Source organism: Microbulbifer maximicatervae (SeqCode) (genome assembly GCF_052467505.1).
Genome location: NZ_CP174313.1, coordinates 2,552,188 through 2,566,117, shown reverse-complemented (window position 1 = coordinate 2,566,117; position 13,930 = coordinate 2,552,188). Strand labels below are relative to the sequence as shown.

Annotated in this window: 8 protein-coding genes; 3 read left to right on the top strand and 5 right to left on the bottom strand. The window is 47.6% G+C overall.

The genetic code is table 11. The features are described 5' to 3' along the window. Positions 1 to 70 precede the first annotated feature (70 nt). On the top strand, positions 71 to 1,117 hold the full coding sequence (gene rpoS, locus ACJJIN_RS11350) for an RNA polymerase sigma factor RpoS (RefSeq protein WP_413664895.1): 1,047 nt from the start codon (positions 71 to 73) through the stop codon (positions 1,115 to 1,117). A gap of 92 nt (positions 1,118 to 1,209) precedes the next feature. Here rpoS and ACJJIN_RS11345 read toward each other — a convergent pair whose 3' ends face one another. The 3 genes from ACJJIN_RS11345 to ACJJIN_RS11335 all read right to left on the bottom strand — a co-directional run bounded on the left by ACJJIN_RS11345 (position 1,210) and on the right by ACJJIN_RS11335 (position 4,913). Further along, positions 1,210 to 1,536 (bottom strand): YdbL family probable chaperone protein, encoded by a 327-nt coding sequence (locus tag ACJJIN_RS11345; RefSeq protein ID WP_282931814.1) that lies wholly within the window; start codon positions 1,534 to 1,536, stop codon positions 1,210 to 1,212. A gap of 10 nt (positions 1,537 to 1,546) precedes the next feature. Next, a complete protein-coding gene (locus tag ACJJIN_RS11340; protein ID WP_282931815.1) occupies positions 1,547 to 1,741 on the bottom strand; it encodes a YnbE family lipoprotein in 195 nt (64 codons plus the stop codon). Between the two features lie 181 nt (positions 1,742 to 1,922). Continuing rightward, on the bottom strand, positions 1,923 to 4,913 hold the full coding sequence (locus tag ACJJIN_RS11335; protein WP_444898138.1) for an intermembrane phospholipid transport protein YdbH family protein: 2,991 nt from the start codon (positions 4,911 to 4,913) through the stop codon (positions 1,923 to 1,925). Between the two features lie 517 nt (positions 4,914 to 5,430). On the opposite strand from ACJJIN_RS11335, the gene pepN reads away from it, so the two are divergent. Beyond that, positions 5,431 to 8,061 carry an aminopeptidase N gene (pepN, locus tag ACJJIN_RS11330; protein ID WP_444898249.1) on the top strand — a complete coding sequence of 877 codons (2,631 nt, stop codon included), beginning with the start codon at positions 5,431 to 5,433 and terminating at the stop codon, positions 8,059 to 8,061. A gap of 42 nt (positions 8,062 to 8,103) precedes the next feature. Here the strand turns inward: pepN and ACJJIN_RS11325 are convergent, their stop codons facing one another. Further along, a complete protein-coding gene (locus ACJJIN_RS11325; protein ID WP_444898137.1) occupies positions 8,104 to 8,652 on the bottom strand; it encodes a histidine phosphatase family protein in 549 nt (182 codons plus the stop codon). Between the two features lie 10 nt (positions 8,653 to 8,662). Further along, on the bottom strand, positions 8,663 to 10,222 hold the full coding sequence (locus ACJJIN_RS11320) for a carboxylesterase/lipase family protein (protein WP_444898136.1): 1,560 nt from the start codon (positions 10,220 to 10,222) through the stop codon (positions 8,663 to 8,665). 275 nt (positions 10,223 to 10,497) lie between these two features. Between ACJJIN_RS11320 and ACJJIN_RS11315 the strand changes: the two genes are divergently transcribed. Next, positions 10,498 to 13,800, top strand: coding sequence for a BapA/Bap/LapF family prefix-like domain-containing protein (locus ACJJIN_RS11315; RefSeq protein ID WP_444898135.1), 3,303 nt, complete (start codon positions 10,498 to 10,500; stop codon positions 13,798 to 13,800). Positions 13,801 to 13,930: the final 130 nt, after the last annotated feature.

Below are 13,930 nucleotides of genomic sequence, written 5' to 3'. Positions count from 1 at the left end.
TGATAGTTGTGTTATCAATGTCCGAGTGTGTTGTGCGGCTGAAATTGGCAAAGTACAAGGAGCAGGGGAAATGGAAGCACAACGGCAAGACCAGTCTATGGCTGGCCAGGCAGAAGACTTTCCTCCTGAGTTAGACGTTGAAAATGATGAGCAGAAATTAGGTTCAACTGAAGCAGGTGTTAGTCGCACGCGGAAATCTGCGGCTAAAAAGAGTTCCGCACCCTCCCAGGCAGAGAAAAGTAGAGTTTGTAGATTGGATGGCGATGGCCATTTGCAGAAAAATCTCGACGCTACTCAACTCTATCTCAATGAAATTGGATTCTCCCCCCTATTGACCGCAGAAGAAGAGGTGTATTACGCGCGCAAGGCTTTGCGTGGAGATGCTGCGGCAAGAAAACGAATGATCGAGAGCAATCTTCGCCTTGTTGTAAAGATTGCTCGCCGCTACGTTAGCCGAGGTTTGGCACTGCTGGACCTTATTGAGGAAGGCAATCTGGGCCTGATTCGAGCAGTTGAGAAGTTTGATCCAGAGAGAGGTTTTCGCTTTTCCACTTACGCCACCTGGTGGATACGTCAGACGATAGAACGGGCCATAATGAATCAGACCCGGACCATACGCCTGCCCATCCATGTCGTGAAAGAGTTAAACGTGTACTTGCGTGCATCTCGAGAGTTGGCGCAAAAGCTGGATCACGAGCCATCTGCAGAAGAAATTGCCACCCTCCTTGAGAAGCCAGTCGAAGATGTCGAGCGTATGCTGGGGCTCAATGAGCGGGTTACTTCTGTAGATACTCCCATTGGGCCCTCTTCTGAGAAGACCTTGGTAGATACCATCCCCGATCAGCAGGAATCTGACCCAGCAGAGCTTTTACAGGACAGGGACCTTTTTGACAGCATCAACCGCTGGTTGGGAGAGTTACCTGACAAGCAGTGTGAAGTGGTCTCTAGGCGGTTTGGTTTGCGCGGTTTTGAAGCGAGCACCCTGGAAGAAGTAGGGCGTGAAATCGGTCTCACCAGGGAGCGGGTCAGGCAGATACAGGTGGATGCACTGAAACGTTTAAGAGAGGTTATGGAGAAGCAGGGGCTCGACGGGCATTCACTATTTGGCAATTTGTAGCCTCTACTCCTTGATAATACCCCACTGCCAGTTTCTGGCTGTGGGGTTTTTTATCATCTCTTCTTACTGAGCTGAAGTCTTCGGGCTATGAGTTACTTCCTTACCCAGCGTCCCAGGTTGTCCTGGTAGTATTCTCCGGGTGACAAGCGGGCTTCCAACTTTTCAGCGGCGCGTGTTGCCACTTGGGCTATATCAATTTTATTGCGTTCAGCGATTCGAGCGTAAGCAGCTTTTCGCTTGGCATTCACTTCTTTGACCAGTTTTTCCAGTTCTGGTGAGCTGGCATCTACGATAGCGATGTATCCGCTATTGGCTTCACCAACCAGGCCCTTACTTTTGGCTTCATTCAGGGAAATTGCCATTGCAGGCAGGGCGATTAATAAGCTCAGTGCCAAAAAGGCTTTCATTAATGTCTTCATATTTGCCTCCTTAGAAAATCCCTTCCTTGTCTTCAAACAGGTTGTCCAGGTCCTTGTCGACCTTGACCCGAATTTCATGCTCAATTTTCACATTCAGGTTTACTGTAATTGGCTCACTGGGAGCCTTGACCGCTACAGTGGGTGTACACCCTGTAGCAACCATAGCGTATAGCAGCCCCATAGGAATCAGTCGGCTGGCTTTCATCTGACACTCCTCACAGTACCTCTTTGGTACCCTTTTACTTTTTGTACCTAGCCCGTGTTACCTGCCTGGTTCAGCAGGTGAGTTGGATGCCGGCAGACCCAAGTATTTTATTGAGTCAACCTTAACCGGTGATGAACCAAGCAGGCTTGTACATACCAATAAAGGCTACTTCACTCCTGACCTATTGGTCCAGCTGCTTTTCCAGGGTTTCAGTCAAATCACGACTGGCTTGCAATGAGCGCAGCATATCTGGGATATTGTTTTCAAGGTTCAGGTTGATCACCAGGTCTCGATCAGAATCGATAGCCTCACTTCGACCAACCAGCTTTAGCTGTAGTTGGAGATCTCCGCTGGCTGGATAGTCTATGCTGCCTTCCAGTGTTTGAAACTCATAATCTTCCAGTGCATTGGCTATCAACTTAAGTTGGGGGTTGCTTGCCAGCATCTGCGGAGAAAAGGCTCCGTAGTAGCGTAAGCGTCCGCCTGGAGCTTCACCCTGAAGGTGGCCGGCTTCCACAGTGATACCCTCAGGTCCCGTTACAATGGGGATTTCCAAATTAATTAGCCCGCTGGCCTCAAAGTTCTCTGAGTCCGTCTCCTGAGCTAAAGCCTTTAGAGAAATACCTTGTGCATGTACAATGCTTTTTCGAGTCTCTTCAGCGAGATTCCAAATAAGGGCTGATGAAGTAACCTTGCCTTGCAAAAAATCAGCAGAAAAATTATGCAATGTAATATCTTTCTGTTTGTCCAGTTGCAGTGATAACTGGATATTTTTCACTGGTAAGCCCGCGTTAATAGATTCTATCGATAGTGGGTATGGTGTAGGTGTGATCCAGTGCCCATCTTCGTTTTCTACTTTTAGATCTCCACTGATTCCGGTGGCAAAACTATCTTTATAGGTTGCTGCAATATCGTCCAATAAAACATGGATACTATCTTTGGACTGGGAGGGCAAAGACACAGAACCACCGGCAGAAAGTCTGCCCGAGACGATATTGAGGGGAAGGCCCTGGATCGTATCGTTTAGAGAGCGATCCGTACTAAAGGTCACTTCAGGAACGGAAAATTCAACTCCACCTGAGGATTTTGATAAGTCGTAAGAGCCGCTTAAATCAATTTTAATTGCACCTGCTTTAATTTGACTATGACTTGTTAGCTTATTGTGTTGCAGGGATAGCTTGCCTTTGGCTGAAGAGTTAACCTTGTACTTTTCCGGTGTCTCAATCTCTAAATTGTTACTATTAAATTTACTGTCCAGCGCTGTAGCACCATTTTTGATGGTAACAATACTATCAAGAAAATTGAGATCTCCAGAAAGGGAAAATTGCTCGGTGTTGATAATTCCAAACTGACTGCTTATTTCTGGGAGAGTACAGATTGTAGGTTCTGTTACTTCGCAGTGTACTGCTGGTATATCTAAGTTTACTCTGTCAGCCTCCAATGTTTTGGTTGTTATTTTTTCTCCAGATACTTTAATGTTCTCTAGAGTGAATTTTTGACCTTCAAGATTGCTTTCAATCTTTGCCTTGGCCGTTGAACTTAGATTGGTAACTGCTAATTCTCTGGCCCGCTCATAAAGTTGGGATACTTTTGTCTTCAGCTCAAAGTTACAGGCACTGATATCAGAGAAGTGACATTGTATGTCGCTAGCGGTTAACTGTACTGTCGAGTCCCCATTGGAGCCTTGTATCGTTGCAGTTAGAGATCCTTGTTCGATCTTAATATCTCTTTGGTTGGGATTGGTCAGGTCACCTGTAATGGAGATAAGATCTTTAATGCTTGCCTGTATCTTGCTCTGATGTAATCCAGTAGTAATTAAAGGAGAGTTTTTTCCTGAAGTGGAAGCTGAAATATCCAATTGAATAGTTTGGTTTGGTATCAATTCTAATTGAAAGCTATTTACTTCTGGAGAGTTAAGATTGTTAAGCGAACTTAGTTGAAGTTTACCCTTAAATGTCACATCTCCATTAACACTATCAATAGGTAGTGCTGGCAAGTGTCTGAGATATAGGGGGGAATTAACTATAGTATTTGCACTTGTTAGATGAAAAGTACCTTCGATATCTAATTCGGGAGATGTCGCCGATGTGCTCGAGCTAAAGTCCGCACTTAATAGCGGGGTATTGGTGTTTTTATCAGTATCTAAAGCTATATCAAGCTCGCCACTCCCCTTGATATGTCGAGGTTTAAATGGAAATAGTGATTCAAGTGTTATTTTTATTGGATTACTTATAGATAATTGGGCTTCTATATTGGAGTTTAGTTGAGCGTATGGGATTGTGGCCTTTAGATCATTGCCATTAAGTTGAATGTCAATTTCTCGGTAGCTTGAAATGGATAGCAGATTGTCTGGCAAGCTAATTGCGGTGGTAGCTATAATTTTGCCTGATACTGTCGGCTTAGTTGTGGAGCTAGCTTTAGGTTCAAATATCTCTATCAGTGGGGCTATAGATTCCAGCTCTGATACAAGTTCACTGTTTAAAATCCATGTGTCAGTTTCTAGTTTAGCAATAGTTATATCAGCTTCAGACAGAATCTTTGAGTTGTTAGTTAGTATTCTGGGTTTTAGTTTGATTTCTGACAAACCTAAAAAAGCCTCAAAATATAAATTAAGCTCGCCAAACTGGGGGTGTTTAAGGGGAGTTTCGGCATGAATTTTTGTGCTGTCGCGAGCTATATTTAGTGGGCCGCCAATCAATTGGCCATCGGGTACTATTTGCTTAACGGATATCTTGCCTGGCAAAAAGCGGGTTAGACTTTGGCTTAGGGCACTTAACGATAATATATTATTTGTCTTGACATTATTTTCCGGGAGCTGCTCGTTGATATGGGCTTTGGTAACGATATCTTCAGCTTCCATGCTCCTGGTTAGCTTTTCTATTGATAGTTCAATTTTTTGGGTGTTATCTCGGTCATAAATAATATGGAAAGGATAGACAATTTTTACTCCTTCGAGGAGGATAATACTATTTACGCTGGACTTTAGGCGAACTTCCTGGATGGAAACTTCTTTAAAACCCAGTCGTAGTCCTGTCAGCTCCTGAATAACTACCTCTCCTGAGAAAATATTGATTAGCTGAGAGGCAACGATATCCTTTTTCCACCAGCTAGCTGCTATGAGGGCAGCTAAAAAACAAGATAGAGTTATGATGGAGATACGGAGTTTACGCACACTGAACCTCGGAATTCCCGCAAGAGATTAGCTCAAACTTAAATCTATTATTCGTTACGAAAGGGCGAAGTAGGAATACTTTAATCCCTTACTGCTACCTTATGACGAGTTTACCAGATTGGATAATTATACTGGCTGCAATTTCTCACCATGTTGGTCAGTATCTACTGTGCTGTGGGGTAGGGCAGACAGTAAGTGCTCTATATGGGTATATAATCGACCACTATTATATAGTTTTCATCTATCTAATGTGGCGCGCTGATAGTTTTTGTCTTCTCCGTCGCTGTTACCTCTGTGCTTGTGGAGGCAGACGTGCCAAGAGTGCCGGTGGGCAAGGCTGCAAGGGCAAGTATTAATCTAACTTATCTATGCGTGGCACCAATCGCGCTGGGAAGCTATAGTCCGGTTTTTAACTTGGGTGATAAATAGTATTAGCCCGGGTAACGATATTGTTGGTCCAATTAATCGAATTCATACTGCCCCGGAAGGGCATAGAATGACTGAAGGTGTTTCAATAATGAAAGATAGCCAGCCAAAGACCATTTACCTGAAAGACTATCAAGTACCAGATTACCTGGTGGATGCTACTGATTTACATTTTGAGCTGGAACCCAAGGCAACTTTGGTCAAATCTCGTTTGAATATTCGCAGAAATCCGAAAGCGGGCACAGGGCTGCCGCCTTTAGTGCTGGATGGTGTCGAGCTGGAATTACTTTCGGTTTCTTTGGATGGAGTTTTGTTGTCTACATCTGATTATCAGGTTCTACCTGAGGGCCTGTCTATCCCTGTAGAGAAACCAGAATTTCTGCTGGAAATCCGCAATCGGATAAATCCGGAGGAAAACACATCTCTAGAGGGATTATATCTCTCTAATGGTATGTATTGCACTCAATGTGAAGCTGAAGGATTTAGAAAAATTACTTTCTATCCTGACCGGCCGGATGTTATGTCCAAATTTACCACCACCATCGTCGCGCCGATGGACCACCCAGTACTACTTTCAAATGGCAATGAAGTTGAAAGGGGTAGATATGAAGATGGTCGTCAGTTTGTAACTTGGGAAGATCCATTCGCCAAGCCGGCTTACTTATTTGCGTTGGTAGGCGGGGACTTGGAGCATGTGGAAGATAGCTTCACAACAGCCTCTGGTAGAAAGGTTAAGTTACAGATCTTTACGGAAGCGAAAAATATTGGGAAGTGTGATCATGCTATGCGCTCACTTAAAAATGCGATGCGTTGGGATGAGGAAACTTACGGAAAGGAATATGACCTAGACATCTTTATGATTGTTGCTGTTGATCATTTCAATATGGGGGCTATGGAAAACAAAGGATTGAATATTTTCAATTCGGCCTGTGTGCTCGCTAGCCCAGAAACAGCAACGGATTCAGCTTTTCAGCGGATTGAGTCTATTGTAGGGCATGAGTATTTTCACAACTGGTCCGGCAATCGGGTTACTTGCCGGGATTGGTTTCAGTTGAGTCTGAAGGAAGGTTTTACCGTATTTCGTGATGCGGAGTTCTCCGCTGATCTTAATTCCCGAGCGGTTAAGCGTATTGAAGATGTATCCCTTTTGCGTACTACCCAGTTTGCTGAAGATGCCGGCCCTATGGCCCATCCTATCAGGCCAGATTCTTATATAGAAATTTCAAACTTTTACACTCTGACAATTTATGAAAAGGGTGCAGAAATTGTACGGATGATTCATACCCTCTTAGGTGAAGAAGGATTCCGCAAAGGAAGTGACTTGTACTTTCAGCGGCACGATGGCTGCGCGGTAACCTGTGAAGATTTCGTCAAGGCGATGGAAGATGCTAACAAGGTTGAACTGAAGCAATTCCGCAACTGGTACAGCCAAGCAGGCACGCCGATACTTGACGTGACAGATAGCTTTAATGAAACTGATGGCACTTATAGTCTAACTATTCGCCAGTCTTGCCCTTCATCGCCAGGTCAGGAAGAGAAGTTACCTTTCCACTTACCAATAAGAATTGGATTGCTGGGGGCTGATGGCGCAGAGCTTGTACTCAATGAGCAGGGTGATACTGAAACTGTTTTACAGTTAACAGAAGATGAGCAATCTTTTGAGTTTTCCGGGCTTGCGGAGAAGCCTTTACCCTCATTGCTGCGAGGCTTCTCCGCTCCAGTAAAAATAAGGTACAACTATAGTAATGAGCAGCTTCAATTTTTAATGAGGAAGGATAAGGACACGTTTAACCGCTGGGATGCAAGTCAGCGCCTAGCATTAAATGCTTTGTGTGAGCTTCAGGTGGCTTTTCGTAAAGGTGAGGAACTACAGGTACAACCAAGTTTAATTAGTGCTTTTAAAGAGGTTTTACAGGATGTTGATCTCGATCTAGCGCTGGTTGCAGAGATCTTGCAGTTGCCCAGCGAGCAGTTTATCGCTGAAGAGTCATCATCTATTGATGCGGAAGCAATAATTGTTGCGAGGGAATTTGTAAGGAAGGTAATAGCAGGTGAATTATTTGATGAATTTCGCACGCGCTATCTAGAATTGAATACGACTAAGCCCTATAGCCCGAATGCGTTAGATATTGCGCAAAGACGACTTAAAAATACCTGTTTATCCTATATGTGCATAACAGAAACTGAGGAGGCGTTAAATATAGCCCAGGTTCAGTTTGAGAGCGCTAGTAATATGACAGATAGTGCGGCGGCTCTCGCTGTTATTATTAATCATGCACCGGAAGATCGAGCCAGGGCGTTGATTGAGCAATTTTATGAGCGCTGGAAAACCGATACTCAAGTCGTAGAACTATGGCTGAGTCAGCAGAGTTGTAGTCCCAAGCGCGGTACATTGGAAAATATTCGTGCACTTATGGATCACCCAGCTTTTGAAATGAAAAACCCCAATAAAGTAAGGTCTGTAATAGGTGGTTTTGCTAATCGTAATTTTAAGCAATTCCATAAGATCGATGGTAGCGGATTTGAGTTTGTTGCCGATCAGGTTCTGGTCTTGGACAAGCTAAATCCACAAATTTCAGCAAGGCTGGTTATACCGATCACACGTTGGAAAAAATACTCTGGTAGCCTGGGTGAGAAGATGAAAGTTGCCCTGCAAAGGATTGCTGATTCGGGAGACCTATCTAAGGATTTGTTTGAGGTAGTCAGCAAAAGCTTGATTTAAAATAAATGCCCGCTTGGGGTATGCTGGACATACCCCATTTTCTTATAGAATTTTGTTATCTTTTTCTTCGCCTAGCTGGACTAAATGTAGCTTGTTTCCATCATTTTTTAGCTCAGTGATTGAAGTGTAATCGGGCCTAAATTGTTGTACTTTTTGGTGGTTTCGGATATGTGCAACAACTGAATTGATGACCATAAAATGGCAGAAGATAAAGGTGTCCTCTGAAAGACTTTCCAAATACCTGATTATTCCATCACGCCAATCTTTTTGTTCTCTGTCGCAAGGGTCCCACTCTCCAGTAAGTAATGTTCGTAACCAGGTTAGGCGTTGAGCTTTGGGTATTTCCTCTGGTGTAGGTATTTCCGTCACTGCATTTTCAATTACAACCTCTATATCCCAAACTTCGGCCAAGGGCTTTGCTGTTTGCTGTGCACGGAGTTTGGGGCTGCTTATTAATTGAACTTTCTCGAGAGAGGAAAGTTTTAGGGCTAGCTCTACTGCCTGCTTGTAACCTTCGTCTGTGAGTATTGGATCGGGGATGTGCTCCCCTTTCGCTGCTTCTCCATGCCTGATTAAAAAAATTCTTGCCATCTATGCCCGCCTAAAGATAACCATTCAACCTATCGTCGGGTATATGTTGCCATAAACTGAGAAGCTCTGGTGAGTTAAACGCCCTGGCTGAGGGATGATTGCCAAATCGCTTACTGTGTTTTCCTGAAAATTCTGGCCAATCATTGCCGGGTTTCCCTGTTTCAGAAAAATTCAACCAAGCTTGTTGCATTGAGGCACTTAATAAATGGGGGTTTTCTTCAGCACCATATAGTGTTTTCAAGGACTGATCGCTATGGGTTCCAAATACATAGCCAAGCTCAACGGCGTGACAGGCCCCTAGTAAAGGCTGTGCAGCGAGAGGTTGTGCAAAGTGATAGTGATAGTTTTCCCCCTGATGACTTTGTAGGTGTCTCAGCCCAGGCAAGGTGAATACCATATCAGTGAGCAAAAGGTTCCAGGCTCGACTCCACTCTGGCCAGGGATTGTCTGTCATTTTTTTTGCTAGTTGATAGTAATGTCTGAGTAGGGGCTTTAACTCGGACTCTGGGATAAGCCATTCGAGATGAGTGCATATTTGCCGGTAGTCCATGTTAAAGCTTTCAGGGTTTATCGCGCTGAAGAGATTCCATTCCTCCAAATTGTTCCCTAACAAAAGGGATGTTTGGTGTGTCGGGGAGAGCTTTTTTTCAGGGGAAAAAAGTTCCCTGTCTGCGACAGGTTTAAATGGCAGTTGCCCCCATTTTGCTGTCATAGATGTGTCAGAGAGTATTGCTTTTTGGGTTTTCAGAAGCAGTTTGGTCGGACAATTTTTTAGTGAGATGCCACCAGAGATTTTTTCATATTGTTGAATGAAAGTCTTACCAACATGGTTAGCGCTTTGCAGGGAGTGGGAGGCTCTTGGGTGCCCACTCTGGACAATTGCACGGCGTATAAGACCTTTACATTGTGGAGTTTCAAGTAAGGAGGCAATACTCATTGCCCCAGCTGATTCACCGAAAAGAGTGATATTGTTTGGATCTCCGCCAAATGCTGAGATATTTTTTTGAACCCATTGTAGGGCGGCTATTTGATCTAAAAGCCCTTCATTGCCGGTTGATGGTATATCACTAATATCCTTTAGACGTAGAAATCCCAGTGCGCCTAAACGGTAGTTTATAGTGACAACAATTGTCCGACCGCTAGCTGCTAAGTATTTACCATTGTAAATTTCTTGGCATCCTGATCCCATGTAAAAAGAGCCGCCATGAACCCAAAACATTACTGGCAGCTTTTTTCCTTGCGACATTGCGGGAGAAAATACATTCAAATAGAGGCATTCCTCCCTTTCAGGAAGATTCCCGTTTTGATCTCGAACTTCCATTAGGGCGGATGAGTTTTGCGCTGCTGGTGAACCAAAGCTATGCGCTTGGAAAGGATTTTTCCAGCGGTCTAACTCTTGCGGTGGTAGCCAACGTAAATTCCCTACAGGAGGGAGAGCGTAGGGAATACCCAAGAATTTATATACGCCAGTTTCCTCATCTGTGGTTCCGATGATTGGCCCGGCAGGCGTATCAACAACGGGGGTAGGTTTTTTGTTTAAGTGCCTGCCAATTTCCGGGTCTGTAGTCATTTGTAACTTCCTAATCTTGCTGAAGTTAGCACGAAAACTGTTTTTCTCCTGCCGCTGCCTAACTCCTCCTTGAAAACGTTTTGAATTACGTCCATACAAAAGTAGTGCGCGTAAAAACGTACTGGCGTAATTGTTTTTTTATGGAGGGAAATTAGTAAGGCTATGTATTAGTGAATCTAGTCACGGATGGGCTCAAAGTGGGGTATTTTCCGTCTTTAAGCTCAGGCCATGAACTGTGTATTTAGGAAGTTGCACCGTTTGAAGTTGGTGAGAGCATGATTGCGAAAATCTTTGACAAATCCACGGGCTCAATCGACGAGCGATCACTGGAGGGGCTATCTTTGACCTCTCCTGGTCTTGTCGAAATGCCCGCAGATCCTGAGGATATTGCGTCTTTTTCCAAGGACGGATTAGACCTCGTTATTGTTTTAAAATCCGGCCAGATCGTCATTGTTTCAGGGTTTTACCTGTTAGATGAAGATGGCGAGCACAGTGAGCTAGTGCTAACAGGGGCTGGAGAGCCTCTTATGTTAGCTTCTAATGGAGATTTAATCTCTGCCTTTGCTGCGGCTGGTGGCGCTTCTTATCCAGCACCAGCACCAGTCGATCCGGGTATTTCTTGGTGGATTCCTGCATTAATTGCACTTGGAGTTGTTGTTATCGCTGTAGCGGCTAGCGATAACGATGATGACAATCGCGATCAATTTTTTATTCCTGACTCTGATGCTGATGCTGATGCTGATGCTGATGCTGATGCTGATGCTGATGCTGATGCTGATGCTGATGCTGATGCTGATGCTGATGCTGATGCTGATGCTGATGCCGATGCCGATGCCGATGCCGATGCCGATGCCGACGCGGATGCTGATGCCGACGCAGATGCCGATGCCGATGCCGATGCCGATGCCGATGCCGATGCCGATGCCGACGCCGACGCCGACGCCGACGCTGATGCCGATGCCGATGCCGATGCCGATGCCGACGCAGATGCGGATGCCGACGCGGATGCCGACGCGGATGCCGACGCTGATGCCGACGCGGATGCCGATGCCGATGCTGACGCGGATGCCGATGCCGATGCCGATGCCGATGCCGATGCCGATGCCGATGCCGACGCAGATGCTGATGCGGATGCCGACGCGGATGCCGATGCCGACGCGGATGCCGACGCGGATGCGGATGCCGATGCTGATGCAGATGCCGATGCCGATGCCGATGCCGATGCCGATGCCGACGCCGACGCCGACGCCGACGCCGACGCCGACGCCGACGCTGATGCCGATGCCGATGCCGATGCCGATGCCGATGCCGATGCCGATGCCGACGCAGATGCGGATGCCGACGCGGATGCCGACGCTGATGCCGACGCTGACGCTGACGCTGACGCTGACGCGGATGCGGATGCGGATGCGGATGCCGACGCAGATGCAGATGCTGATGCCGATGCCGATGCCGATGCCGATGCCGATGCCGATGCCGATGCCGACGCGGATGCCGACGCAGATGCCGATGCCGATGCCGACGCCGACGCCGACGCCGACGCCGACGCTGATGCCGATGCCGATGCCGATGCCGATGCCGACGCAGATGCGGATGCCGACGCAGATGCCGACGCAGATGCCGACGCGGATGCAGATGCCGACGCAGATGCCGATGCCGACGCGGATGCCGACGCGGATGCCGACGCGGATGCCGACGCTGATGCCGACGCTGACGCTGACGCTGACGCGGATGCGGATGCCGACGCAGATGCAGATGCTGATGCCGATGCCGATGCCGATGCCGATGCCGATGCCGACGCGGATGCCGACGCAGATGCCGATGCCGATGCCGACGCCGACGCCGACGCCGACGCCGACGCCGACGCTGATGCCGATGCCGATGCCGATGCCGATGCCGACGCAGATGCGGATGCCGACGCGGATGCCGACGCGGATGCCGACGCTGACGCGGATGCGGATGCCGACGCAGATGCAGATGCTGATGCCGATGCCGATGCCGATGCCGATGCCGATGCCGATGCCGATGCCGATGCCGACGCGGATGCCGATGCGGATGCGGATGCCGACGCGGATGCCGACGCTGACGCGGATGCGGATGCGGATGCGGATGCGGATGCCGACGCAGATGCCGATGCCGACGCCGATGCCGACGCTGATGCGGATGCCGATGCTGACGCCGATGCCGACGCCGATGCCGATGCCGACGCGGATGCCGATGCCGATGCCGACGCCGACGCCGACGCCGACGCCGACGCCGACGCGGATGCAGATGCGGATGCAGATGCCGACGCCGATGCCGATGCCGATGCCGATGCCGATGCAGATGCCGACGCCGACGCTGATGCTGATGCGGATGCGGATGCGGATGCGGATGCGGATGCCGACGCCGATGCGGATGCAGATGCCGACGCCGATGCCGATGCCGATGCCGATGCCGATGCCGATGCAGATGCCGACGCCGACGCTGATGCTGATGCGGATGCGGATGCGGATGCGGATGCGGATGCCGACGCCGATGCGGATGCCGATGCGGATGCGGACGCCGATGCCGATGCGGATGCGGATGCGGATGCGGATGCCGACGCTGATGCCGATGCCGATGCCGATGCCGATGCCGACGCGGATGCCGACGTAGATATCGACATAAATATTGATATCGACATTGATATTGATATCGACGTTGACATCATCATTATCAATATCGGACATCATCCGCACGAGCAGAGCGCACTTCATGGAAGTGATGTAGCGACTCTGGGTGGCGACGGAGATATTTTGGCAGATCCGCCGTTATTCACTTGGGAACCGGACGGAGATGCTGATGCAGATGCAGATGCAGATGCTGATGCAGATGCTGATGCTGATGCTGATGCTGATGCAGATGCAGATGCAGATGCAGATGCAGATGCCGATGCCGATGCCGATGCCGATGCCGATGCCGATGCCGATGCCGATGCCGATGCCGACGCTGATGCCGATGTGGATATCGACATAAATATTGATATCGACATCGATATCGATATCGACGTTGATATCATCATTATCAATATTGGAAGGGACTACCAAGAGCCAGATGCGCTCCCAGATGAAGGTGTCGCTTTCATGGTTGAAAGTATTGGAATGCCAACAGATGAGATATTTGTTTGGGATTCTGACGCGGATGCCGATGCCGATGCCGATGCCGATGCCGATGCCGATGCCGATGCCGATGCCGATGCCGATACTAGCGTTGACATTGATATCAACATCGACATTTCAGTTGATATCGATATTGATATTGACATTACCATCATCAATATTGGATCAGATGTGGCAATGGACTCTGACGGCATATTGGATGTTGGTACTGCAACTGTGCCTGGTATTGACATGCTGGGTAGTGGCTCTGACTTGACTCTTGATGATCTATTCGAATCTGTGGGTAGCGATACTCAAATATTCGAGTCTGCTGGAGAGGTGGCTGGCGTAGATACGAGCCAAATTTCTAGTGGAGTAATGGATTCGATGGAGATGTCGGCAGCAATTGACGACACTATCGGAGATATGTGGCAACAAAACAGCTTGAGCGACACTTAGATCTGAAAGCGAAAAATTAACTTAAGTACCGGGCCGTAAGGCCCGGTTTTTTTTGGCTAGACTTTTGTGGCCACTCTACAGAATTTATGTAATTAGATGTTAATAGAGTGTTTAACCTCCCGGTAATTAT